The organism is Tenacibaculum piscium, assembly GCF_021390715.1.
Lineage (GTDB): Bacteria > Bacteroidota > Bacteroidia > Flavobacteriales > Flavobacteriaceae > Polaribacter > Polaribacter piscius.
In genome coordinates, this window is record NZ_JAJGWT010000010.1 from 71,802 (window position 1) to 96,853 (window position 25,052).

Sequence of the window (25,052 nt, forward strand, 5' to 3'; positions counted from 1 at the left end):
ACTTATTTCATTTGTACGCTATGCCTATGTCTAAAAGAAAAAATATAATTACGATTGCTTTTTATAATGTTGAAAATTTATTCGATACTGTTGATAATCCAAAAACAGCCGATGATGATTTTACACCATCGAGTAGGCGGAAATGGAATGCTAGAAAATATCAACAGAAAATAAAACAAATAACGGATGTTATAAAACAAATAGGAAGCAATCAATCGGCAATTCCTCCTGTGTTAATTGGCTTGGTGGAGGTTGAAAACGCCAAAGTAATTAAAGATTTAACACATCATAAAAATATTTCAAAGTACGCGTATCGCTATGTTCATTTCGATTCTCCTGATGAACGAGGTATTGATGTGGCATTACTTTATAATCCTGCTTTTTTTGAGGTTCTTTCTTCGGATAAATTCCCGTTATATTTAACAGATAAAGAAGGTGAGGTCGATTATACCCGAGATGTATTGGTTGTAAAAGGTAAATTAAATAACGAATTGATACACGTTTTAGTCAATCATTGGCCTTCAAGAAGAGATGGCGAGGAAGAAACCACTGAAAATCGTATAGCAGCAGCAAAACACGTGCGTAAAGTATTGGCTGAAATAAAGGCAAAAGAAGCAAATCCAAAGTTTATTATTATGGGTGATTTTAATGATGATCCAACAAGTAGAAGTGTTCGTGAATTTTTAGTTACCGATGATTTATATAATCCGATGAAACCTTTATTTGAAAAAGGAAAAGGCACATTAACTTACTATAAAAAATGGCATTTATTCGATCAAATCATTTTTTCTAAAGATTTTTTTGATATACATAAAAGTAAGCACCGTTTTTTAAGAGCAGGGATTTTAAATAAAAAATGGATGCGATTTTATAAAGGAAAATTTAAAAACAGTCCATTTCGAACGTATATTGGTCCTTGGTATCAGGGAGGTTTTTCTGATCATTTCCCTGTATATCTTACATTTATCCAAAATAAAATAGCATCAGAAAAATCAATAGAAATAGAAAAATAAAGCAAAAAAAAATCCCGAGAGAATATCTCGGAATTTTTTGCTTTATAATCAAAATAAAAACTGTTTATTCAACAGTTACAGATTTCGCTAAATTTCTTGGTTGATCTACATTTTTTTCTAATAATACCGCGATATGATACGATAATAATTGAAAAGGAATCGTAGTTAATAATGGTGTAAAAGCTTCTTCAGTATCAGGAATTTCAATCACGTGATCTGCAATTTCTTTTACCGTAGTATCTCCTTCGGTTACGATGGCGATTATTTTACCACTTCTCGATTTTATTTCTTGAATATTGCTCACCACTTTTTCATAATGTCCTTTGTTGGTAGCGATTACAAAAATTGGCATATTTTCATCAATCAATGCAATAGGACCGTGTTTCATTTCGGCAGCAGGATAGCCTTCTGCATGAATATATGAAATTTCTTTTAGCTTTAAAGCACCTTCTAAGGCTACAGGAAAATTATATCCTCTACCTAAATACAAGCAGTTTTTAGCATCTTTATAAACCTTTGCAATTTCTTTAATTTGCGCATCAGCTTTTAATAAGGTTTCTATTTGCGCAGGAATTTGTTGTAAGGTTTGTAAATAGGTATTTATCGCAGGTTTTGATAGCGTTCCCTTTGCTTGTGCTAATTTTAACGCAATTAATGATAATACTGTTATCTGTGTCGTAAATGCTTTTGTTGATGCAACACCAATCTCTGGACCAGCGTGTGTATAAGCACCTGCGTGTGTTTCTCTAGCAATAGAAGAACCTACCACATTACAGATTCCAAAAACGAAAGCACCTTTTGATTTTGCTAATTTAATAGCTGCTAAAGTATCGGCAGTTTCTCCTGATTGAGAAATAGCAATTACCACATCATTTTCGTTAATAATTGGATTTCGGTATCTAAATTCAGAAGCATATTCTACTTCTACAGGAATACGTGCCATATCTTCAAAAAGATATTCTCCAACTAAACCAGCATGCCAAGAAGTACCACAAGCAACGATAATTATTCGGCTTGCATTGGTAAATTTTGATAAATTATCATCAATACCTGCCATACGAATAATGCCTTTATCGGCTAACATTCGTCCTCTATACGTATCGATAATTGCTTTTGGTTGTTCGTAAATTTCTTTTAACATGAAATGCTCATAACCACCTTTTTCAATTTGCTCTAAGCTTAATTGAAGTTTTTGAATGGTAGCATCAATTTCTTTGTCATTTTCAATTTTATGAATTTTGATTCCTTTATCTTTTTTGATAATCGCTAATTCACCATCTTCTAAATAAATAGCATTTTTGGTATATTCGATAAAAGGAGAAGCATCCGAAGCTATAAAAAACTCTTCGTTATTTTTGCCAACACCAATAGCAATTGGGCTTCCTAAACGTGCTACAATTAGTTCGTTTGGTTTGTTTTTATCAAAAACAGCAATAGCGTAGGCACCAATAACGCTTGTAAGTGCTAATTGAACTGCTTTTCCTAATTTACAACCTTCTGTTTTTTTAACTTCTTCAATAAGATTTACTAATACTTCAGTATCGGTATCACTTTTAAAAGTATATCCTCTTGTTATAAGTTCTTTTTTTATGGTGTCGTAATTTTCAATAATTCCGTTATGAACAATTACTAAATCTCCAGATTGCGAAACATGAGGATGTGAATTTACATCGTTAGGGATTCCGTGAGTAGCCCAACGTGTGTGTCCGATTCCGATAGTTCCTTTTTTTCTTTTTTCGTCATTATTGGTAATGATTTCTAAATCAGCAACTTTTCCTTTTGTTTTTGATAAGTGAATGTTTTCACCATCATACATCATAATTCCTGCACTATCGTAGCCTCTGTATTCTAGGCGCTTTAACCCATTAATAACAATTGGGTAAGCGTCTCTATGTCCTATATATCCTGTTATTCCACACATAGTGATTTTTTATTTTTCTTTAAAATTTTTATCTTATTTTTCTTTTGAATATGATATTTTTAAAACGGCTCTTTTTGCACCGTTTACTGTTTTATTTCCATCTAATAAGGTAACGCCTCTAGGATTCCAGTTATAATCTTTCACCACTATATCGAGTGCATTATTTTTGATAGCATTATCAGTTGGATTATTATATACTTTTAAAAATAAAGGAGCAATATCTGTCGTTGTTGCTTTTAATAATTCGGCAATATACGTTGTTATTTTGAAGGTATATTTTTCAGGTTTTTTATCTTCTGATAGTTCTAAAAACCCGCCAAAATTATTGGTATCTTTATAAGCATCACTTATTTGTGATGCCTTTTTACTGGCATTTTCTTGATAGAGAAATAATCGTTCTGGTACTTCTTCTGTATTTGAATCGATATTTTGATTGACGTAAAAAGTTAAAGAAGCATCGTTGATTAACCAATTATTAGCTCTTAATTCGTTTAATTTTGAGGCATCAATAGTATTTATTTGTCCCATTTTACCTGCTGTTCCTTGAATGGCAATATTATTTTTCGGGGTTTCTTTCTGAGCAGGAGTCATCTTGTAAATACTATTGCTAACGCCTGATAAAGCAAAAGAATAAGTACTTGGTACGGTATCTTTATATATTAAATCGTTTTGTCCTTCTTTCTTTTCGAATCGGGTAATAGTATAATGAAAATCTAGCGTAGCTGAAGCATTTGTTCCTAATAAATTAAGTGGAATTAAAGCTCCATCGTTTCCTGATGCTTCAAGAACAAGTCCTCTGAAATAGTTTTTAAAATTTGCGTTAGAAGAAAATTCTTTATTTTGAAATTTATCCCAAAAAAGCGTTTTCATTTTCTTTTTATCTAATGGAATTGCGATAAAAGGAGCTTTATTGGCTAATTTTACATCACTTTTAAAAGTGCGACCATCGCTATAGTGTCGTGTTATTTTAAAAACAGTATCTATAGGATTTGGGATAAAAGAAAATGCTGGATTTTCATTTAATAAATCAGAAGTAAGGTAGCTCGCATCCGATTGAAAACTATTTTGATTCGCTGGATTTTTTGGATCTAATGAATTTAAATAAGTTTCATTTCTAAAAACTTTTAATGATGTCGGCGTATTGGTTGTTCCTAAAACATTTTCTAATTGAAAAGTTGGTTTTGCATCATTTTGGCTCGTGATATTAGTAGCGATATATGGCAACTTAAGAAGCACTTTATCCAATACAAATACCGAGTCAATTTCACCTGTTTTGCGAGCTGTTTGTGTATCGGCAGTTTTTGGGTTTGTCAGTAAATTTAATTGACTAACAATACCTGCTGTAATCCCTTTATAATTTTTGTCTTTATTGTTGTAAACTCCTAATAAATATTGATTTACAGTGGCTGTACCAGTACCAATATTGTCGGCACTAACATGTGTGATATCAACAGGATTGATAGTTACATCAATTAAGAGTTCCCCTGTTTCAAACTTTGTATTATCAACAACTTGACCTCCGATTTCGTTAAAATCTTTTTCACACGATATAATCGTTGCCAAACACAGCAAGCTGATGCCTAAAATACCAATTTTTCTAATCATTTGTAAAATTTATTCGCTTATTTCTAAAACGTTTTCTTTGTAAAAATCTAAATATGCTTCTGCTAAAGTTTCTTCCGATTGAAATTCTAAAACTTTGGTACATTTTTCAGCGATAAAATCATTAATTTCATCAGGTAACACCTCACTACCTTTTACAATCGCATCAGAATTTTCAATAGCACTTTTTAAGATATTGATTTGATTTGGTGTGGTAATCGTTGTAATTTTTGATTCGTCAATTTTATCGAAACGCACTTTATTTGCCAATTCAGGATTTAATTCTCCATCAAAATTATTTTCATAAATCGAAGTTACAATTTTGCTTTCGGTAAATAATGGTTCTTCTTTATAAAATTCTCTTAAATATAAAGGAAGTAAAGAGGCTAGCCAACCATGAATATGAATAACATCAGGTGCCCAGTTTAGTTTTTTAACAGTTTCGATAACTCCTTTTGCGAAGAAAATCATACGTTCGTCATTGTCGCTAAATAAGTTGTCATCTTCATCAGAATATACCGCTTTACGCTTAAAATATTCTTCATTATCAATGAAATATACCTGCATTCTTTCTTTAGGAATTGAAGCGACTTTAATAATTAATGGCATGTCCATATCGTTAATTATTAAATTCATACCAGATAAACGAATAACTTCATGTAATTGATGCCTTCGTTCATTGATTACCCCGTAGCGAGGCATAAAAATTCGGGTTTGAACTCCTTTAGAATGTGCGTTTTTAGCAACATTAAATGCAGTAGACGATAATTCTGTTTCAGGTAAATAAGGTATTACCTCCGATGAAACATATAATATTCTCTTATCCTTCATTAAATCTGTCTCTTTTATTAAAGAAGCAAAAATACGAAAATTTATGCTATAATGATGTTAAATTGCTAATTTTGCACCTTTTCCAACTATAAGACCATGAAAATTTATAAAACCAAATCAGCATTAAAAGAATATTTAGCGAGCCTTAAAAAGGCGGATACATCAATAGGGTTTGTACCTACGATGGGCGCTTTGCATCAAGGACATTTATCGCTGATAAAAAAGTCAAAACAGCACAATGCCATTACGGTAGTGAGTATTTTTGTAAATCCTACGCAGTTTGATAACCAAGAAGATTTGGCGAAGTATCCAAAAACTATTGACCAAGATATTGCCCTTTTAGAAAGTGTCGATTGTGAGGTGTTATTTTTGCCGTCAGTAGCTGAAATTTATGACGATAACATAACTGCTGATGCCTTTAATTTTGATGGATTAGAGCATCAAATGGAAGGGAAATTTCGTACCGGACATTTTGATGGCGTAGGAACTATTGTAAAATCATTATTTGAAATAGTAACGCCAAATACGGCTTATTTTGGTAAAAAAGATTTTCAGCAATTACAAATTATCAAAAAACTGGTTAAAAAATACAAGATTCCTGTAAAAGTAAAAGGCTGTACTATTTTTAGGGAAGAAGATGGTTTGGCGATGAGTTCTCGCAATAGTCGTTTATCCGAAGAATACCGAGAGGTTGCACCGTTTATTTATAGAACTCTAAAAAAAGCCAAGAAAAAATTTGGCACAAAAAATGCAGAACAATTAACAAAATGGGTCGATAAAAAGTTTAAAAAACATCCGTTATTAGTGTTAGAATATTTTACTATTGCTGATGAAAAAACATTAGAAACAGTAAAAAATAAAGAAACTAATTGTCAATGTCGTGCCTTTATCGCTGTTTTTGCAGGCGATATTCGGTTGATAGACAACATCCGATTAAAATAAAAATCAACAAAAAGCTATTAAAAAACAAATCATTAATCATTAAAAACATATTTTTGCAATTATGTTAGTACAAGTAGTAAAATCTAAAATCCACCGCGTAAAAGTTACAGGTGCCGATTTAAATTATATAGGAAGCATTACCATTGATGAAGATTTAATGGATGCTGCAGGAATTATCGAAGGCGAACGTGTTCAAATTGTGAATAACAATAATGGCGAACGTTTAGAAACATACGCCATTCCAGGACCAAGAGGAAGCGGTGAAATCACCTTAAACGGTGCTGCAGCCAGAAAAGTAGCCAAAGGCGATGTGTTAATTTTAATCGTGTATGCGTTTATGGAATTAGAAGAAGCAAAGAAATTTACACCTTCTTTAGTTTTTCCTAACGAAGCCGACAATACACTTACCTAGATTCTTACATTTTGAATTTAAAAAAAGCTTTAAAAATTATATTACCGCTCATTTTGGGCGGTTTTTTAGTTTGGTATTCTGTTTCTAAAATTTCGTTAGATGTTTTAGTTCAATATTTTAAAGACGCCAATTACAGTTGGATAGCCTTGGGCTTATTTTTTGGAATTTTAAGCCATTTATCAAGAGCCTACAGATGGAAATTTCTGTTAGAACCAATGGGATATAAACCTGATTTTGGCAATAGCACTTTAGCCGTTTTGGTCGGTTATTTAGTTAATTTAGCATTGCCAAGAGCGGGTGAAGTTTCTCGAGCAGCGGTAATGGCAAACTACGAAGATATTCCTTTTGAAAAAGGATTCGGAACCATTGTAGCCGAAAGAATTGCCGATGTAATTATGATGTTAAGCATTGTTACTATTACGCTTTTCCTGCAATTCGATTTTATTTATAACCTGCTTACCAAAAATTTTGACCCGCTAAGAATCGTCATTATTTTAAGTGTTTTAGCCCTTATTTTTTACGCAATAACTCGTTATGTAAAAAAAGCACAATCAGGAATTGGTTTAAAAATTAAAAGCTTTATTTCAGGCTTAGTCGAAGGCGTAACCAGCATTTTTAAAATGAAACACAAGTGGGCATTTATATTCCACACCGTGTTTATTTGGGCAATGTATGTGTGTATGTTTTGGGCAACCATTCCCGCTATTGACGGCTTAGAAGTTCCTTTAGGCGGTGTTTTAATTGGTTTTATCGCAGGCGGATTTAGCATTGCAGCCACCAATGGAGGCATCGGTTTATATCCAATTGCCGTAGCAGGAGCACTGGCATTATTTGGAATATCAGCAGAACCCGCAACCGCTTTCGGGTGGATTATGTGGACAGCTCAAACCGCTATGATTATTATTTTCGGAGGCTTGGCATTTCTATTTTTACCACTTTATAATAAGAACAAGAAATAACAATAATTTTTTGGGCGTTCCCTTGCAGATCGCGCTTTCATTACTCAAACATGCCATTCAATCGCTAACGCAGTTTTCGAGTAAAATTCTTACATCAAAATTAAACAAGCTTTTAAAAAACAACGCTTCATATCTAACGATTAGTTTGTAACTTTGAATCTTGGTTAAATACGATTAATAAGATTTTTTAAAAAACCTTCAAATTACTTCCAATGGCAAAAATAAAAACGACTTTTTTCTGTCAAAGCTGTGGCGCACAACATTCAAAATGGGCTGGGCAATGCAATACCTGTAAAGAATGGAATACCATTGTTGAAGAAGTAATTCAAAAAGAAGAAAAAAGAACTTGGAAAACCCCTGAAAATATAGGGAAAACAGTTTCAAAACCCTTAAAAGTACAAGATATTCAGCTAAATTCTGAAGAACGTATTGCTACTAAAAACACCGAATTAGACACCGTTTTAGGCGGAGGAATTGTAAAAGGAGCCGTTGTTTTATTAGGAGGAGAACCAGGAATTGGAAAATCAACATTATTGCTACAAATAGCGTTGAATATTCCTCAAAAAGTACTGTATGTTTCAGGAGAAGAAAGTCAATCGCAAATAAAAATGCGTGCCGAACGCTTAGAAGCAAGCAATTCAAACTGTTTAATTTTAACAGAAACCAACACCCAAAAAATATTTAAAAACATTGCCGAAGTAGTACCCGATGTATTGGTTATCGATTCTATTCAAACCCTACATACCGATACTATTGAAGCATCACCAGGAAGTGTTTCTCAAATTCGAGAAACCTCGGCAGAGCTTATAAAATTTGCCAAAGAAACAGGAACACCAGTTTTATTAATTGGGCATATTAACAAAGACGGGCATATCGCAGGACCCAAAATTTTAGAACACATGGTCGATGTTGTTTTACAATTTGAAGGCGATAGAAATCATACGTATAGAATTTTACGCTCTCAAAAAAACCGATTTGGTTCAACTGCCGAATTAGGAATTTACGAAATGCTATCCACAGGATTGCGAGAAGTTTCTAATCCATCAGAAATATTAATATCTAAAAAAGATGCCGATTTAAGCGGAACCGCAATTGCTTCAACCCTAGAAGGAATCCGCCCGTTAATGATTGAAATTCAAGCTTTGGTAAGTACCGCCGTTTATGGAGTTCCACAGCGTTCTACCACAGGATATAATTTAAAAAGATTACACATGATTTTGGCTGTTTTAGAAAAACGAGCAGGTTTTAAATTAGGCGCCAAAGATGTGTTTTTAAATGTTACCGGAGGAATCCGTGTAGATGACCCCGCAATTGATTTAGCCGTTGTTGCCGCAATTATTTCTTCCAACCAAGACATGGCAATAAACCCTAATGTGTGTTTTGCTGCCGAAGTTGGTTTATCAGGAGAAATAAGACCTGTTTCAAGAATCGACCAACGTATTTTAGAAGCCGAAAAATTAGGCTATAAAACTTTAGTAGCATCAAAATATAACAAAATATCTTCAAAAAATCACTCGATAAAATTGCTTTTAGTCGGTAAAATTGAAGAAGCTTTTGCTACGTTATTTGCATAGTTTTGATGTTTCTTTATTAATTTTTCTCTTTGAAAATGCCCAAGCACCAATGGCTAACAGGATATACAGTACTAAAATAATAATCATTTGTTCCCATTTGTTGGTAAATTCATAATATAAAATAAGAAATCCGCCAACGGCTAAACCAATAATAGCTAATATTGTTAAAAAAGTAGAAGAATTAGTCTTATCTCTTATTTTAAAATTGGCAATTGCCATTAATAACGACACCAATAAAAAGGTAATACTTCCAAATTCAAGAATTAATTCTAAACCGCCAAGTATTACTAAAAAACTAGCCAAACACGCCAAGGTTATAATGGCATTTTGTGGGCTGTTATTTTTTCGGATACTAATAAATTTTGGAAAATAACCGTCTTTAGCAATTACCGACATCAGCCTTGAAGCACCAAAAATAGTACCACTTACCGCACTACTTGAAGCTAAAATTGCGCCTAAAATAACAAGATTTGTTCCTGTGTTTCCTAGTATTTTTCCTGCTCCAGAAGCAAGTGCATATTCTTTATCTTTAATAAGATCTTCCGTGGAAATGGCAAATAAAGCGCCTAAAGAAATGACGAGATAAATTAAAACTGCTAAAAAAATAGCCGAATAAATGGCTCTTGGAATATTTTTTTCAGGGTTTTTCATTTCGTCCATCGCATGAATTACTAACTGAAATCCTTCATAAGAAACAAAGGTTAAAGAAGCAACTATCAAAATAGAAAATACGCCCGCATTTTGAGCATCCAACGCCATATTATCTATAAAAGTACTGAAATCTGTCGTACCATTTTGCATTAAAACCACTGAAATAATAACTAAAACAATCAATTTGGTATAGACCATAAGATCTTCAATTTTGCCCATTCCGTTTACGCTCCAAGTATTTATCAAGCTAAAAAGCCCGATAACTCCAATAGCAATGGCTTTTCGAGCCCAAATATTATCAGCAAAAGCGGTACTACTAATTGCATACGATGAAAATGTATAAGCATACAAAGCTAAGGTACTAATGTATCCAAAAATTATAAACCAGCCAATTGCCGATGCCGAAAAATCAGAATTAAGATACGTTCTTTTATAAAACGAATAGGTAGCGCCTTCATCTTTATAATAGACTCCTAATTTAACATACGAATACGCCGCCAAGGTTGCAATAAGTCCTCCAATAATAATGGCAATTGGCGTTAAATTACCTATCATTGCTACTGATATTCCAAGTATTGTGAAAATCCCACCACCAACCATTCCGCCTAGGGCAATGGCAATTAATTCCGCTAAACCTAAACTTTTATTTCTTTTTCTGTGTTGCATTGTTAACTATTCGACATGCATTTTAATAATTTAATTGTTCTCATACAGACGTAACCTGTTTTGCAGAGTTGTTACTTCTTCTTGTAATCTTACTTCTTTTTTTAGAAGATTTAAAATAATATCAATCCCTTCGATATTTACATTTAGTTCGGTGTTAAGACGTATTATTTTTTCAATATCACCAATTTTATCTTGATAAATATAAGTGTTTTCTTCATAAATTTTCACCTCTACAAGACCAACCTCAACTAAAGTGTTAAAAAATGAGTATTCAATTTTGTAGTGTGAACAAATTTTTTCGATAGGTATTAAATTTTGTGTAGGCATTTTATCTTAATTTTTGTAATTCTAAAAATAATTCTTTCTCTTTATCGTTTAATTTTGTAGGTGTTTTAATGGCATAAGTAATTATTAAATCACCAAATTGTCCCTCTTTTTTATAGACAGGAAATCCTTTTCCTTTTAATTTCACTTTGGTATTATTTAGTGTTTCAGGAGCAATTTTTAATTTTACTTTTCCATTAAAAGTATCAACTGTTATTTCACCACCTAAAATAGCGGTATATACATCTAAATCGACAGTAGTATAAAGATTGTTACTTTCTCTTTTGAATTTTGTGTGGTTTTTTATAGAAAAGGTAATGTATAAATCGCCATTTGGTCCACCGTTTATACCAGCACCTCCTTTTCCGCTTATTTTTATTACTTGACCATTTTCGACACCTGCAGGTATAGAAAGTCTTATTTTACTATTATTAACGGTTAATACTTGTTTATGAGTTTGATAAACATCTTCTAAATTTAAGTGAAGTTCGGCGTTAAAATCTTGTCCTTTAAAGCCTCGATTTCCTTGTTTGTTTGATGTATTTCTTTGACCAAACATTGTATTAAAATAGTCCGAAAAATCTTGATTACTGTATTGGCTATTTCCTTCTGAATTTGAATATGTTTGTTGTTGTTTTGCTTTTTCATAAGCCTCTCCGTGTTCCCAGTCTTTTCCGTATTTGTCGTATTTTTTTCTGTTTTCAGAATTACTTAATACTTCGTTGGCTTCATTAATTTCTTTGAATTTTATTTCAGCTTCTTTATTATTAGGATTTAAATCAGGGTGATATTTTCGAGCTAATTTTCGATATGCTTTTTTAATATCTTTATCTGTAGCTGTTTTTTCTATTTCAAGTATTTTATAATAATCTACAAAAGCCATTTTTATATTTTTATTTTTTTAATTAATTCGACATTTTGATTATGTTTAGCGCCATAAGACATTACTAAAGTTCCCTTTGTACCATCATTTGCAATAATGGCAAAAAGTTCAGTTTCATCATCAGGGTCACTGAGTCCTTCAAATCGATATTTACTTATTATTTTAAGATTTTCTGGGTTGAATTCTTTTTTTGAATAAAGTGCGATGATATTGTTTTCCATAGCTTTAAAGTCTTCTGTAAATCCTTCTTTTGTTAAATAATCGACTGCTTCAGAAAGTGTATCAAAATTTGTAATGCTCATTTTTTTTAATTTTAGGTGTTTAAAAAATATGGTCTTGTACTTGTTAGCTAAGTTAATTTAAATCAACTTAGTTAACAAGTTAATTTAAGTAAACAAAAAACCCTCACTAAAAGGCGAGGGCTAATTTTTATAATCATTAATTTTTTATAATTTATAGAGTATTTCTTTAAATAATATAATCATTTTTGGTTCTGCTTTTTTGGCAACGGAAATAATTTCAGTAATATTTACGGGATGTAAATTTTTAGGATTACATTCATCTGTTAAAACCGAAATAGCAGCACAGGGAAGGTTTAATTGTTTGGCAACAATTACTTCAGGTACGGTGCTCATGCCCACGGCATCGGCTTCTAAAATTTGTAACATTCGATATTCTGCTTTGGTTTCTAGTTGAGGTCCGACAACACTTGCGTATGTTCCTTGATGTAATTGTATGTTGTTTTCAATGGCAATTTCTTTAAATAAATCGTTGATTTTTTTAGCATAGGGTTGTAGCATATCAGCAAAAATATTTCCAAAGTTATTTGCGCCTTTAAAGGCAAGGGGAGAACCACCTTGTAAATTTAAATGATCTTCTAAAAGCATTAAATCGCCTTTTTTGTAAGTAAGATTTATTGCTCCAGCGGCATTTGAAATTAATAAGTTTTTAATTCCCAAATCGTGCATTGTTCTAATTCCGTAAGTAACTTCCCAAAGATTATACCCTTCATATATATGAAAACGTCCTGCCATTACGAGTACTTTTTTTCCAGATAACGTTCCGTAAATTAATTTTCCTGAATGTGATTCTACAGTTGTTTGTGGGAAATGTGGGATTTCAGTATATAAAATTTCTTTTTCAATATCAATTTCGTTGATTAATTGTCCTAATCCAGTTCCTAGTACGATTCCTATTTCAGGATTTATAATTCCGTTAGCGATTAAATATGCTTTGGTTTCTTGTAGTTGTTTTTTTTTCATTTTCTGTTGATGATTGTTGATTTTCGCTAACAAATTTACATTTAGTTTTTAAGCCTATTTAAAATTATATGAATTTTATAGGATCAAATAAGTAAACTGTTAAAAAAAAGTATTGAATCCGTCAACCTAAATTTATTTCAGGTTCGCATCCTGATTTGCTAAAGTTTTTAGTTTTTATGATAATTTTTATCATTTTTACTTCCTTTTAACAAGGGGTTTTAACCCCTTGCCGTCATTTTTTGCCAGTATATTTTTTTTAGATGAAATTAAGAGCTTGTTTAAATTTTATTCCAAAAATTTTTGTAACGTCAAAATAGGTATGACAAGGGGTTAAAACCCCTTGTTCTAAAAATAAAAATGCGTCAAAGGGATTTTATTTCAGTTTCTCATCCTAATTTGCCGTAGTTATTCCTTTTTTTTATGATGATTTTTGTCAATTCGAGTGATTTTAATGACGAAAAGGAATTAAAATTGTATCGAGAATTTGAATTCCTTTTATCTTGATGAATTTTGATTGATTTTGATACTAAAAAAGTTCTCGATACAATTTTTTTGAAGGAAAAAAATCACTCGAACTGACAGGTTGTTTAATTTTTAAATAGGCTCTAAAAAATTCTCGAGATAATTTTTTTGAAGGAAAATAAAAGGCAATAAAAAAGCCTTAACAAATAAATGTTAAGGCTTAGTACTGAAGGCGGGACTTGAACCCGCACGACCCAAGGGTCATTGGATTTTAAGTCCAACGTGTCTACCAATTCCACCACTTCAGCAAGTGGATTTTTATAATTATTTTTTTGACTCTTTCTTAAAATAAACCTCGCTAATAAAAGCGAGGTTTAGTACTGAAGGCGGGACTTGAACCCGCACGGCCCAAGGGCCATTGGATTTTAAGTCCAACGTGTCTACCAATTCCACCACTTCAGCGTGTTTTGATTGTTTTTACAATCAAAATTGGTATATTTTTTTAAGAAAGTCTCAGAGCGAAAGACGGGATTTGAACCCGCGACCCCCACCTTGGCAAGGTGATGCTCTACCCCTGAGCTACTTTCGCGTAGTCAAAATTATTTTAAAGATCGTTTTGCATATGTTTCAATGCGGGTGCAAATCTATAACCTTTTTTTAGATAAAAAAAACTTTTTTCATTTTTTTCTCATTTTTTTTTAATTTCATCAAAAATTGATAACTATTTTTTTTTATTGTCATTGAACAAAGAAAGAAATATCTTTGCAAAAAATAAAACTAATATTGAAATCCATCGCAACCGATCATACAACAGCTTCTTTAAAATCAGTATTTAACGATTTTAAGCAATTAACCAAAGTCGGGTTATCTATCAGTGTTGTTTTTACTTCCATTACAGGGTACTTATTAGGAGCTGAAACAATTGATTATTATATTGTTTTATTGCTCGCCATTGGTGGCTATTTAATGGTTGGTGCTTCCAATGCTTTTAATCAAGTAATTGAAAAAGATATCGATGCCTTAATGCAACGTACAAAAAATCGTCCTTTACCAGCAGGTAGAATGAAAGTTAGTACTGCATTACTAATTGCTAGTGTTTTTACTATTTTAGGTATCGGAATTTTATATAGTATTAATCCAAAATGTGCCTTATTTGGTGCCGTTTCTATATTTTTGTACACGAGTGCTTATACACCTTTAAAAGCAGTAACGCCTTTGGCAGTTTTTGTAGGGGCGATTCCAGGAGCTATCCCTTTTATGTTAGGATGGGTAGCGGCAACAGGTCATTTTGGTATTGAAGCAGGCTTTTTATTTATGATTCAATTTTTTTGGCAATTTCCACATTTTTGGGCAATTGGCTGGTTGCAATTTGAAGAATATAATAAGGCAGGTTTACACATGCTTCCTATGGATAAAAAAGATAAAGGAGCTGTTGTGCAAATAATTTTTTATACCTGTATCATGATTTTAATGTCGGTAGCTCCCGTTTTAAAAGTAACAGGTAATTTTTATATTTATCCATTAACAGCCGTGTTAATTTTGGCATTAGGAATGTTGATGTTGTATTACGCTTTTCAATTATATAAATCATCAGAAAATACTGACGCACGAAAATTAATGTTAGCCAGTGTTTTTTATATCACCATCGTACCCATAATTTATGTGGTCGATAAATTTTTACACTAAATAAAAATGAGCGCACAAACTTTACAAGAGGAATTAACGGCAGGAAAACGAAAATCAGCAAAACCAATGTTATGGGTTTCCATGATTAGTATGGTGATGTTTTTTGCAGGACTAACCAGTGCTTACGTAGTAAGTATGAAACGAGATGATTGGGTTACTTTTGATTTGCCACAAGCATTTTATACGAGTACTATTTTAATTATATTGAGTAGTGTTACGCTAATTTTATCTCAAAAACTATTAAAGAAAAATAATTTAAAAGGTTCATTAGCACTTTTATTGGCTACTTTATTACTTGGTTTGGGCTTTGTTTGGTTTCAATATGTCGGTTTTAATGAATTAAAAGCAGTCGGATTATTTTTTACAGGACCTGAGAGTACGGTATCGACTTCTTTTATTTTAGGGATAACATTTATGCATATATTGCACCTTTTAGCGGGTATAATTGTGCTATTGGTCGTTATTTATAATCATTTTAAAAAGAAATATTCAGCAGCTGATATGCTTGGCTTTGAGTTAGGTGGGATCTTCTGGCATTTCGTAGATGTTTTATGGATTTATCTATTTTTCTTTTTCTATTTCATAAGATGATGAAAAATGCGTAATTTTGGCACACTGTTTTAACAAAAATTAACAAAAAAAGATTTATGGAAGCAAATATTGCTGTAAATTCTGATAAGAAAGAAGCCTGGGGCGGAGGTGGTGAGAAACCATTTGGCGCTAGTTATGGTAAAATGATGATGTGGTTTTTCATCGTTTCTGATGCATTAACTTTTTCGGGTTTTTTAGCCGCTTATGGCTTAACTCGTTTTAAATTTATTGATTCATGGCCAATTGCCGATGAAGTGTTTACACACTTTCCAGGGCTACATGGTGTGCATGCACCCATGTATTATGTAGCTTTAATGACCTTTATTCTGATTATATCGTCAGTAACAATGGTATTAGCGGTTGATGCTGGTCATCAAAAGAAACAAAAAAAGGTTGCTTGGTATATGTTTGCCACGATTATTTTCGGTATTATTTTCGTAGGCTCACAAGCTTGGGAATGGAAAAATTTTATCAACGGTTCTTACGGAGCTGTGAAAACAACCAATAATCATATTTTACAGTTTGTAAAAGACGGTCATCAAATCGCTTTAGCTGATTTTGTGCATTCGCCAAGAAAAGACGAAAGAATTGAGCATACTCGTAAAAATGGATTATGGTTTGAAAAAGAAGCAACTGTTTCACAGTATTCAGTAGCACAAATTAAAGAAGCTTTTAAAGCGGATCCTTCTTTATTAATAAGAACAGAACAATTAAATCTTGAAACAAAACAAAAAATAGTTTTATCAAGAGAAGAAAGTTTAGCAAAATTACCCCTAATAACAAAGGTTGTTGAAGGCGCTAATTTACATGAAAATGAATATGGAAATCCTATTTTTGCTGATTTCTTTTTCTTTATAACAGGGTTTCACGGTTTTCACGTGTTGTCAGGAATTATCCTAAATATTATTATATTTTTCAATGTTGTACTCGGTACGTATGAACGTAGAGGACACTATGAAATGGTTGAGAAAGTAGGTTTATATTGGCACTTCGTAGATTTAGTTTGGGTATTTGTATTTACCTTTTTCTACTTAGTATAATTAAAAAACGACATTAAAATGGCGCACGCACACGAATCAAATAAAAAAAGAATTTGGGTTGTTTTAGCAATCTTAACAATTATAACAACTGTGGAGGTAGCTTTTGGTATTGTAAAACCAGACGCATTGCATTTACACGGTTTAGGAACGAGTTGGTTAAACTGGTTATTTATCATTTTAACATTGGTGAAAGCATATTACATTGCTTGGGCATTTATGCACTTAGAAGGCGAAAAAACATGGTTTAGAAGATCAATTGTTTGGACTGCTGTATTTTTAGTTTCTTATGTATTATTTATTATCTTGATAGAAGGAGATTATTTGCATGAAACATTAGCACCATTAGTAAAATGGTAATCAAATAAAATATTTCAAAAAAAAAGGTGGTTTTAACCACCTTTTTTTTACTTTAATTAGCACTGAAACTAGCTCTTAAATTAACACTAAAAATGAAAAAAATTAAAAAATTCACGGTATTATTTGCCTTATTTATAGTGCCATTATTGTTTTATATTTTGTTACAATTAGGAACGCATAATTTTGGAAAACTTCCGATAGTTTCTAAAGATGTTATTGATATTTCGTTAATTGATAAAACGATTTCTTTTGATAAAAGAGTTACTGTAGTTACTTTTTTAGGAAATGATATCAACTTAGTAAAAGGAGAAGTTTATAATTTAAAAGAAAAAATTTATACGAAGTTTTCGAATTATGTAAGTTTTCAAATGATTTCTCTAGTTGATAAAAATCAAAAACAAGCCGTAGAAGACTTGAAAAAAATGCTAGGTGTTAATACCGATTTAAGTAGATGGAACTTTGTTTTTACTTCATCAGAAGAAATGGAAGCTTTACATGAAAGTTTTAAAACAGGAACCTCTTTAGATGAAAATGGTCATTCGCCAAAAGCTTATATTATTGATAAAGAACTGAATCTAAGAAGAGGAAAATCAACCATTAAAAGTTTAGAAAATCAACATTTATTCGGATACAATATGAGGTCGGTAGCCGAACTTAAAAATGATATGATTGATGATATCAGCGTTGTTTTAGTAGAATACAAAATGGCATTGAAGAAAAATAATAGTAGTGAAGACCGAAGAACAAATAGCATTTCAAATGAAAAAAAATAACTATTCATACGTTGGAATTTCGTTTATTATTTTATTATTTGGTATTTATTCAGTGCCAAAAATTGTAAAACATTTTCAAACGGCCGATTTACATACCTTTACGAAAGTTCCTGATTTTGAGTTTATCAATCAAGATGGAAAAACAATTAGCAATAAAGATTTTGAAAATAAAGTCTATGTTGTTGAGTTTTTCTTTGCAACTTGCCCAAGTATTTGTCCTATTATGAATGCTCGAATGGTCGAAATTCAAAACGAATTTATGGGAAATCCAAACTTTGGAATTGCTTCTTTTTCAATCACACCAGAGATTGATACTCCAAAACAATTAAAAAAATATGCCCTTAAAAATGGTATCAATCATAAAAATTGGCATTTATTAACAGGGAAATCTGAAGAAATTGTCTATGATTTATCCAACGAAGGATTTAAATTATTTGTAGGAAAAGGAGAGGTTTCACACGGTGGTTTTGAACATTCAGGTTTATTTGCTTTGGTTGATAAAAATGGAATTATCCGCTCTCGCTACGATGAATATGGAAATCCAATTATGTATTATCGAGCTTTAGATGAACACGGTTTTGGAAATCAAATCAAAGAATTAAAACAAGATATTAAATTATTACTCAAGGATTAAGATAATATCAAACAAGAATAGTAAAGATGAATACAGCAGAACAAAAATATAAAAAATTAATTACCCTTGTTTCTATTTTAGTGCCAATCGCTGTGGCGATTTTATTTGGTGTTAAAATCCCGAATGTTGAACCGTTATCTTTTTTACCGCCAATATATGCAAGTATCAACGCATTGACAGCCGTTTTATTAATCGCATCGGTAATCGCTATAAAAAAGGGAAACAAAAAATTACATGAACAGTTAAATACCACGGCAATTGCGTGTTCTGCATTGTTTTTGGTGATGTATGTGGCGTATCATATGACCTCCGATTCGACCTCATTTGGAGGGCAAGGAATACTAAAATATATCTATTTATTTATTCTGATAACGCATATTATATTATCAATAATTGTAATTCCTTTTGTTTTGATTACCTTTATGAGAGCTCGTTTGGGTAATTTTCCAGAACACAAAAAAATAGCAAAAATTACGTTTCCATTATGGCTATATGTTGCCGTAACGGGAGTTGTTGTATATTTAATGATATCTCCATATTATGTATAAAAAAGGATTAATAATTTTAGTGATTTTAGTATTGAGTATTTCTGTGGATGTCAATGCACAATGTGCGATGTGTAAAGCAGTGGTAGAAGGCGGTAATGAAACCGTTGCCGAAGGCGTTAATAATGGAATTACCTATTTAATGGTGTTTCCGTATATTTTGGTAGGCGTGTTATTTTATTTTATTTATCGACATAAAAAAGGTGCGAAAAATTAATTACTGATAAAATTATTTTTTTGTAACAAAACTTGTTTTTAGTCGTCTTGTCATCGAAGCTTGTCATTTAAATATCTTATAAAGATTATTTTAAGATTTTTAAAAGGTTATTTTTTAAATAAAAAACTAAAAAACAATTATGTTGAAAATACCTACTTTAATTCTAGTCTTTTTACTTGTTGTATGCAATTCATTTGTCGGTTTTTCTCAAAAAAAATGGACGCTTAAAGAATGTGTTTCACAAGCATTATCACATAATATTTCTGTGAAACAACAGCAATCGGCTATTGAATCGGCAAAAATGGATGTTGAAATAGCTAAAGGAAATTTTCTGCCAAATTTAGGTTTTGAAAATTCGCATCGTAGTACTTTTGGATTATCATCAGGCCTTAATGGTGTGAATACCAGTCAAGATAGGTACGTTACAAACTTTGGCTTGGCAACATCAGGAACTATTTTTAATGGATTTAGAAATCTTAATACTAAAAAACAAGCTGTATTAGCCGTAAAAAGTAACGATTTAGAATTGGCTAAAATTGAAAATGATATTTCTTTAAACGTTGTTAATGCGTATTTAAATGTCTTATTTGCTAAAGAAAATTTAGCGGTAGCCAAGGCGCAAATTCTTATCAGTAAACAACAATTTAAAAATATCACTATAAAATTTGACGCAGGAGCAGTAGCCAAAGGAGCTGTTTTAAATGCGGAATCTACGGTTGCAAATGATGTTCAAAAGTTGGTAACACAAGAAAACACCTTAAATTTTGCGTTATTAAGTTTGGCACAATTACTTCAGGTTTCTTCAGATGCCTTTGATATTGCTACTATCAATATCGAAAATCCTTCGAAAATTTTACTGTATGATTCTGCAAAAGAAGTGTTTACAAAAGCCGTAGCAAACAGACCTGAAATACAAAAAGCATTGTTAAATATCGAAAATGAAACTTTAGCGATTAAAAAAGCAAAAGGTGCTTATTTGCCAACGCTTACGTATTCGGCAAATACAAGTACGTCTTATTTTACTGTTTTTGGTGAACCCGATGTACTTTTACAACGAAATCCTGTAACGAATACTGTAACTTCAATTCCGAATGGTTTTTCAACTCAATTAGAAAATAATGTAAGTTATATGCTTGCGTTGTCGTTGAATATTCCAATATTTAACCGTTTTCAAACTAAAAATAACATTGCCAAAGCATTCATCAATAAACAACAACGTGAGTTTGTTTTGGAACGTGAAAAATTACAATTAGAACAAGAAATAGCAAGATCTTTTTTAGATGCAAAAGCGGCTGCAAAAAGTTTTGAAGCTTCAGAAATATCTTTATCAGCACAAAAAGAAGCCTTAAAAAACGCACAAACTCGTTATGATTACGGGGCAATAACACAAGTTGATTTCGACCAAATTCACAATCGATTTGTTAATGCTAAAAGTGCTATGATACGCGCTAAATACGATTATATCTTTAAAACAAAGGTCTTAAAATTTTATTTTGGAGAATCGATTGTTGATTAATCATATGATTTTTTGTTTATACGGTATCTTTGCAAAAAATAAAATAAATAAATAAACCTACTTCAATTGGCAATAATTTTAAATATAGAAACAGCAACCAAAAATTGTTCGGTTTGTTTGGCTAAAAATGGTCAAATAATCACAATTAGAGAATTAAATTATGGAAATTATTCGCATGCTGAAAAATTACATCCTTTTATTCAGGAGATTTTAAAAGAAGCAAATTTAACATCTAAGGATATTGATGCGGTTGCTGTCAGTAAAGGACCAGGGTCTTATACCGGACTTCGTATTGGCGTTTCAGCGGCCAAAGGAATGTGTTTTGCGATTGATAAACCCTTGATTTCTATTGGAACTTTACATTCATTAGCACATTATATTTCTGTTGATGACGGTCTTATTATTCCGATGTTAGATGCTCGAAGAATGGAAGTATATTCGGCAGTTTATGATTCAAAATATAAAGAAATACGAGAAATTAAAGCCGAAATTATTGATGAAAATTCTTTTAAAGAAGAATTATCACAAGGAAAAGTTTATTTTTTAGGCGATGGAGCATCAAAATGTAAAGACATTATTTTACATGAAAATGCTATATTTATAGAAGATAAATTTCCATCATCCAAAGAAATGGCAGTTTTAAGTTTTGGTAAATACCAAAAAAGCGACACCGAAGATGTCGCTTATTTTGAACCTTTTTATTTAAAAGATTTTATTGCTATTCCTGAAAAAAAGAAAGTTTAAGCTTCTTTTTGAATTTCAACAGCATGAGGATATGGAATTTCGATACCAGCTTTGTCTAATGCTATTTTTACGTTTTCAATAATATGAAAATGAGCATTCCAATAATCAGCAGATTTTACCCAAGTTCTAGTGGTGAAATTTACAGAGCTATCGGCTAATTCACTAACCATAACTGCTGGTGCAGGAGTATTTAAAGTATATGGCGTGTTGTTTAAAACACTTAATAATACATTTTTAGTTTCTTTGATATCCGCATCATAAGAGACACCAAAAACTAAATCAACACGTCTGTTTTCTTCCGAAGAATAATTAACAATATTTCCGTTTGATAATATTCCGTTAGGAACAATTATTTCTCTATTGTCAATAGAATTTAATTTTGTTGTAAAAATTTGAATCTCTTTAACTGTACCTTGTTCACCTTGTGCTTCAATATAATCACCAATTTTAAACGGTTTGAAAACCATAATTAATGCACCACCAGCAAAGTTAGATAATGCTCCTTGTAATGCCATACCAATTGCTAAACCTAAGGCAGCGATGATTGCAGCGAACGAAGTCGTTTCAACTCCTAATTGTCCTGCAACGGTAATAAATAAAAATATCTTTAACCCCCAACCGATTAAACTTCCGAAAAATCCTTGTAAAGATTCGTCTAAATTACGCTTAACCATTAATTGTTTAGCACCTTTAGTTATCATTTTAATAATCCAAAGTCCAACAACTAAAATAATTAATGCTGAAATTACTTTAGGACCATATTCAAATAAGAGGTCTTTTAATTTTTCAATGTTTTGTTCCATTTTTTTAATTTTTTTTTGATTTTTTTAATTCGAGTGTAAATGTAAAATATAAAGTTGAATGTAAATTCGATTTGGTTTAAAAAAGAGTAAGCAATTAGTATTGCTTGTTTACAATCAAATAAAAAAAGCGATATTGTTTTAACAAAATCGCTTTATAGTAGTTCGTTTTTATACAATTACTTTACTTCAAAAGTAATTTTTAAGTTTACTCTAAATTCGGTAACCTCATCATTTTCGACAACAGCACTTTGCGATTGTACAAATACCGATTTAATATTTTTAACCGATTTAGAAGCTTGTTTTACTGCTTTCTTTGTTGCATCTTCCCAACTTTTGTCAGAATTAGATAATACTTCAATTACTTTCATTACCGCCATATTTTTTTTTGTTAAAAGGTTAATACTCTCGTAAATATAGTAATTTCAGCTGATATATCTTTTAGTTGAAAGTAGTTAAAAGTTCGTTTGAAATCCTAATGTTAAGTTAATGTTATGTAATTGTTACTTAAATGTTTGGTTTGTGTAAAATTTATTGTATATTTGTAACATCAAAAAGAGAGTATTAATTTAAAATATAACAGACATGAAGAAATTTATATTAGTTGTTTGCATATTATCGATATCATTATTGCAAGCTCAGAACACAGAAGTAACATTTGAAAAAGAAGGAGATTTAGTAAAAGCGACTTATTTTTATAAAGATGGAAAAGTAAAAGAACAAGGTTTCTTTAAATATAAAAAATTACAAGGAACTTGGATTTCTTTTGATACAAAAGGAAACAAGACTGCTATTGCACATTATAAAGAAGGGAAAAAATCAGGAAAATGGTTTATGTGGCAAGCCGATGGATTAAAAGAAATCGATTACAATAATAACGTAATTGCAGGTGTGCAAACTTGGAAAGAAGAAACCAAAATGGCGATTAAATAGTTATAAATAAGATAGTTTTAAATAGTTTTTTATTGTTAATAAATTGTTAATAACCAAGTATCTAGATACTTGGTTATTTTTTTGTTATTTTCTACCAAAATCGGCAGGTATTTCGCCCCAAGCTTTGGTTTCCCATTTTAATATTGGATTTGTATAGGTATTTTCTTTGAGCCATTTTTCGGCACGTTTTATCAAATTTAAAATTTCTTGATTGTTTTGATCAAAAGTCAAATTAGTGCGGCATTGTTTTTTTTGAACCCAACTCATGGCAATTCTAGAATCGGAATAAATAGGATAGGTATCCATTTTTTTATTTTTCAAAAGGGCAATTCCGTGAACTAAGGCTAAAAATTCGCCAATATTATTCGTACCTTTTTTAAAAGGTCCTAATCTGAAAATTTCTTTTTTACTTTTAGTCAAAACACCCCGATACTCCATCGCACCAGGATTTCCTGAACAAGCAGCATCCACAGAAATACTTTCTAAAATAGGTGTTCCGTAGCTTGCTTTTTCTTTATCAGATAAAATAACTTTCTTGGTGTCTTTTCCTTTATAATCGTTATAATTTTTGGTGAACGCTATTTTGGCTTCTTTTTCATCGACAAAAGCTTTGTATTGTGCTCCTTGAAAATTCGTGATTTGTTTTTTACAATCATTCCAAGAAGTATAAATGCCTGTTTTTTTACCCTTCCAAACAACGTAATATTTTTTTTTAGCCATTTTTTGATATTACTTCTTCAATAACTCGTGGAAAGTGTTCTTGTTCTAATAAATGAATTTTAGCGGCAATATCTTCTGCAGAATCCGAAGGAAGTAAAGTTGTTTTTGCTTGAAAAATAATCGTACCTTCGTCATAATTTTCATTCACATAATGAATGGTAATACCAGTTTGAGTTTCGTTATTTTGTTTAACAGCTTTATGAACATTCATACCATACATCCCTTTTCCACCGTATTTTGGCAATAAAGCAGGATGAATATTAATAATTTTATTCGGAAATGCTGCCACTATGTTGGCAGGAATTCGCCATAAAAAGCCAGCAAGTATAATAATGTCAGCTTCTACTTGTAAAAAAGATAAAACAGTGTCATCTTCTGTAAAAGCCTCTTTATCAAATAATGAGGCGTCAATTTGTAAACGTTCACATCGGTCAAAAACTTTGGCATGTTCATTGTTAGATAGCACATGAGTAACATTAGCTATTTTGCTGTTTTGAAAGTATTTTATAATGTTTTCGGCATTACTACCCGAACCAGAAGCAAGAATTACGATGCGTTTCATAGGAAAATAAATTATTTTGTTACTACAAAAAAAAGAATAATTATTAACAATGACGGTGTTTGTAGCAAAAGATTCATTTTTTTTTCATTAAAAACACCACATTTTCGAGCAAAAGTTAGAATTAATACTTAAGATTTGTATTTTTGCCTCGACTTTAAATTTTAAAACAAACAAATTATGTCAGACATAGCATCAAGAGTAAAAGAAATTATCGTAGACAAGTTAGGAGTAGACGATAACGAAGTAACGAACGAAGCAAGCTTCACAAACGATTTAGGAGCAGATTCTTTAGATACTGTTGAATTAATCATGGAATTCGAAAAAGAATTTGATATCCAAATTCCAGACGATCAAGCAGAAAACATTGGAACTGTTGGACAAGCAGTTAGCTATATTGAAGAAGCTAAAAAATAACAATTATATAAAATTCAT

Annotated in this window: 29 protein-coding genes and 3 tRNA genes; 17 read left to right on the plus strand and 15 right to left on the minus strand. The window is 31.4% G+C overall.

Annotated features, from left to right (window positions below):
- The first annotated feature begins 26 nt into the window (after nt 1-26).
- The gene (locus tag L0U77_RS09985) at nt 27-1,013 is read left to right on the plus strand and encodes an endonuclease/exonuclease/phosphatase family protein (RefSeq protein WP_233901126.1); all 987 of its coding nucleotides are present in this window, start codon (nt 27-29) and stop codon (nt 1,011-1,013) included.
- A gap of 64 nt (nt 1,014-1,077) precedes the next feature.
- Here L0U77_RS09985 and glmS read toward each other — a convergent pair whose 3' ends face one another.
- From glmS to L0U77_RS10000, 3 genes are read right to left on the minus strand one after another with little or no spacing between them, the layout of a single operon-like run.
- On the minus strand, nt 1,078-2,934 hold the full coding sequence (gene glmS, locus L0U77_RS09990; RefSeq protein ID WP_193700220.1) for a glutamine--fructose-6-phosphate transaminase (isomerizing): 1,857 nt from the start codon (nt 2,932-2,934) through the stop codon (nt 1,078-1,080).
- 33 nt (nt 2,935-2,967) lie between these two features.
- Nucleotides 2,968-4,539, minus strand: a complete 1,572-nt coding sequence (locus L0U77_RS09995) for a DUF4270 family protein (protein ID WP_233897504.1) — start codon at nt 4,537-4,539, stop codon at nt 2,968-2,970.
- Between the two features lie 9 nt (nt 4,540-4,548).
- A complete protein-coding gene (locus L0U77_RS10000) occupies nt 4,549-5,367 on the minus strand; it encodes a glycogen/starch synthase (protein WP_101918367.1) in 819 nt (272 codons plus the stop codon).
- 96 nt (nt 5,368-5,463) lie between these two features.
- On the opposite strand from L0U77_RS10000, the gene panC reads away from it, so the two are divergent.
- From panC to radA, 4 genes are all read left to right on the plus strand, one after another.
- Nucleotides 5,464-6,309, plus strand: coding sequence for a pantoate--beta-alanine ligase (gene panC / locus L0U77_RS10005; protein ID WP_233883009.1), 846 nt, complete (start codon nt 5,464-5,466; stop codon nt 6,307-6,309).
- 61 nt (nt 6,310-6,370) lie between these two features.
- Nucleotides 6,371-6,721, plus strand: coding sequence for an aspartate 1-decarboxylase (gene panD, locus L0U77_RS10010; protein ID WP_058885987.1), 351 nt, complete (start codon nt 6,371-6,373; stop codon nt 6,719-6,721).
- Nucleotides 6,722-6,732: 11 nt separating this feature from the next.
- Entirely contained in the window at nt 6,733-7,680 is a 948-nt protein-coding gene (locus L0U77_RS10015; protein WP_233897503.1) for a lysylphosphatidylglycerol synthase transmembrane domain-containing protein, read from the plus strand.
- A gap of 212 nt (nt 7,681-7,892) precedes the next feature.
- Nucleotides 7,893-9,254: a DNA repair protein RadA gene (radA, locus tag L0U77_RS10020; RefSeq protein WP_233883007.1), complete on the plus strand. Its 1,362-nt coding sequence runs from the start codon at nt 7,893-7,895 to the stop codon at nt 9,252-9,254.
- Here the strand turns inward: radA and L0U77_RS10025 are convergent.
- The 8 genes from L0U77_RS10025 to L0U77_RS10060 all read right to left on the minus strand — a co-directional run bounded on the left by L0U77_RS10025 (nt 9,243) and on the right by L0U77_RS10060 (nt 14,091).
- Entirely contained in the window at nt 9,243-10,571 is a 1,329-nt protein-coding gene (locus L0U77_RS10025) for an APC family permease (RefSeq protein ID WP_233897502.1), read from the minus strand. The genes radA and L0U77_RS10025 overlap by 12 nt on opposite strands.
- A 30-nt stretch (nt 10,572-10,601) precedes the next feature.
- On the minus strand, nt 10,602-10,898 hold the full coding sequence (locus tag L0U77_RS10030; RefSeq protein ID WP_233897501.1) for a chaperone modulator CbpM: 297 nt from the start codon (nt 10,896-10,898) through the stop codon (nt 10,602-10,604).
- 1 nt (nt 10,899) lies between these two features.
- Nucleotides 10,900-11,778 carry a DnaJ C-terminal domain-containing protein gene (locus L0U77_RS10035; RefSeq protein ID WP_233897500.1) on the minus strand — a complete coding sequence of 293 codons (879 nt, stop codon included), beginning with the start codon at nt 11,776-11,778 and terminating at the stop codon, nt 10,900-10,902.
- Between the two features lie 2 nt (nt 11,779-11,780).
- Complete coding sequence (locus tag L0U77_RS10040; protein WP_233897499.1) at nt 11,781-12,080, minus strand: phosphoribosylpyrophosphate synthetase; 300 nt, start codon at nt 12,078-12,080, stop codon at nt 11,781-11,783.
- A gap of 144 nt (nt 12,081-12,224) precedes the next feature.
- Complete coding sequence (locus tag L0U77_RS10045; RefSeq protein ID WP_101918361.1) at nt 12,225-13,040, minus strand: purine-nucleoside phosphorylase; 816 nt, start codon at nt 13,038-13,040, stop codon at nt 12,225-12,227.
- Between the two features lie 686 nt (nt 13,041-13,726).
- Nucleotides 13,727-13,810 (minus strand) — tRNA-Leu (locus L0U77_RS10050).
- A 70-nt stretch (nt 13,811-13,880) separates the two neighbouring features.
- A tRNA-Leu gene (locus L0U77_RS10055) sits at nt 13,881-13,964 on the minus strand.
- 55 nt (nt 13,965-14,019) lie between these two features.
- Nucleotides 14,020-14,091: transfer RNA gene (locus L0U77_RS10060), tRNA-Gly, on the minus strand.
- 191 nt (nt 14,092-14,282) lie between these two features.
- Between L0U77_RS10060 and cyoE the strand changes: the two genes are divergently transcribed.
- The 10 genes from cyoE to tsaB all read left to right on the plus strand — a co-directional run bounded on the left by cyoE (nt 14,283) and on the right by tsaB (nt 21,605).
- A complete protein-coding gene (gene cyoE / locus L0U77_RS10065; protein WP_101918660.1) occupies nt 14,283-15,188 on the plus strand; it encodes a heme o synthase in 906 nt (301 codons plus the stop codon).
- A 6-nt stretch (nt 15,189-15,194) separates the two neighbouring features.
- The gene (locus tag L0U77_RS10070; RefSeq protein WP_101918360.1) at nt 15,195-15,779 is read left to right on the plus strand and encodes a cytochrome c oxidase subunit 3; all 585 of its coding nucleotides are present in this window, start codon (nt 15,195-15,197) and stop codon (nt 15,777-15,779) included.
- Nucleotides 15,780-15,835: 56 nt separating this feature from the next.
- On the plus strand, nt 15,836-16,819 hold the full coding sequence (locus tag L0U77_RS10075; RefSeq protein ID WP_101918359.1) for a cytochrome c oxidase subunit 3: 984 nt from the start codon (nt 15,836-15,838) through the stop codon (nt 16,817-16,819).
- Between the two features lie 18 nt (nt 16,820-16,837).
- Entirely contained in the window at nt 16,838-17,176 is a 339-nt protein-coding gene (locus L0U77_RS10080; RefSeq protein WP_101918358.1) for a cytochrome C oxidase subunit IV family protein, read from the plus strand.
- A 92-nt stretch (nt 17,177-17,268) separates the two neighbouring features.
- Complete coding sequence (locus L0U77_RS10085) at nt 17,269-17,949, plus strand: hypothetical protein (RefSeq protein ID WP_233901127.1); 681 nt, start codon at nt 17,269-17,271, stop codon at nt 17,947-17,949.
- Nucleotides 17,936-18,583: an SCO family protein gene (locus L0U77_RS10090; protein ID WP_101918356.1), complete on the plus strand. Its 648-nt coding sequence runs from the start codon at nt 17,936-17,938 to the stop codon at nt 18,581-18,583. The genes L0U77_RS10085 and L0U77_RS10090 overlap by 14 nt, the downstream gene beginning before the upstream one ends.
- 26 nt (nt 18,584-18,609) lie before the next feature.
- A complete protein-coding gene (locus L0U77_RS10095) occupies nt 18,610-19,131 on the plus strand; it encodes a DUF420 domain-containing protein (protein WP_101918355.1) in 522 nt (173 codons plus the stop codon).
- Nucleotides 19,124-19,345, plus strand: coding sequence for a hypothetical protein (locus L0U77_RS10100; RefSeq protein WP_193700219.1), 222 nt, complete (start codon nt 19,124-19,126; stop codon nt 19,343-19,345). Before L0U77_RS10095 ends, L0U77_RS10100 begins: the two co-directional genes overlap by 8 nt.
- A 139-nt stretch (nt 19,346-19,484) precedes the next feature.
- Nucleotides 19,485-20,861, plus strand: a complete 1,377-nt coding sequence (locus L0U77_RS10105; protein ID WP_233901128.1) for a TolC family protein — start codon at nt 19,485-19,487, stop codon at nt 20,859-20,861.
- A gap of 66 nt (nt 20,862-20,927) precedes the next feature.
- Entirely contained in the window at nt 20,928-21,605 is a 678-nt protein-coding gene (gene tsaB, locus L0U77_RS10110; protein WP_233901129.1) for a tRNA (adenosine(37)-N6)-threonylcarbamoyltransferase complex dimerization subunit type 1 TsaB, read from the plus strand.
- Here the strand turns inward: tsaB and L0U77_RS10115 are convergent.
- Together L0U77_RS10115 and L0U77_RS10120 are read right to left on the minus strand one after the other, a co-directional pair.
- A complete protein-coding gene (locus tag L0U77_RS10115; RefSeq protein ID WP_101918351.1) occupies nt 21,602-22,408 on the minus strand; it encodes a mechanosensitive ion channel family protein in 807 nt (268 codons plus the stop codon). The genes tsaB and L0U77_RS10115 overlap by 4 nt on opposite strands.
- Before the next feature lie 176 nt (nt 22,409-22,584).
- Nucleotides 22,585-22,785, minus strand: a complete 201-nt coding sequence (locus tag L0U77_RS10120) for a dodecin family protein (protein WP_101918350.1) — start codon at nt 22,783-22,785, stop codon at nt 22,585-22,587.
- A 205-nt stretch (nt 22,786-22,990) separates the two neighbouring features.
- Between L0U77_RS10120 and L0U77_RS10125 the strand changes: the two genes are divergently transcribed.
- Nucleotides 22,991-23,338 carry a toxin-antitoxin system YwqK family antitoxin gene (locus L0U77_RS10125; RefSeq protein WP_233901130.1) on the plus strand — a complete coding sequence of 116 codons (348 nt, stop codon included), beginning with the start codon at nt 22,991-22,993 and terminating at the stop codon, nt 23,336-23,338.
- A gap of 84 nt (nt 23,339-23,422) precedes the next feature.
- Here the strand turns inward: L0U77_RS10125 and L0U77_RS10130 are convergent, their stop codons facing one another.
- Nucleotides 23,423-24,058, minus strand: coding sequence for a ribonuclease H1 domain-containing protein (locus tag L0U77_RS10130; protein WP_101918348.1), 636 nt, complete (start codon nt 24,056-24,058; stop codon nt 23,423-23,425).
- Nucleotides 24,051-24,620 (minus strand): phosphoribosylglycinamide formyltransferase, encoded by a 570-nt coding sequence (gene purN, locus L0U77_RS10135; RefSeq protein ID WP_233882989.1) that lies wholly within the window; start codon nt 24,618-24,620, stop codon nt 24,051-24,053. Before purN ends, L0U77_RS10130 begins: the two co-directional genes overlap by 8 nt.
- A 177-nt stretch (nt 24,621-24,797) precedes the next feature.
- Here purN and L0U77_RS10140 point away from each other — a divergent pair, with 177 nt between their 5' ends.
- On the plus strand, nt 24,798-25,034 hold the full coding sequence (locus L0U77_RS10140; protein WP_101918346.1) for an acyl carrier protein: 237 nt from the start codon (nt 24,798-24,800) through the stop codon (nt 25,032-25,034).
- Nucleotides 25,035-25,052 lie beyond the last annotated feature (18 nt).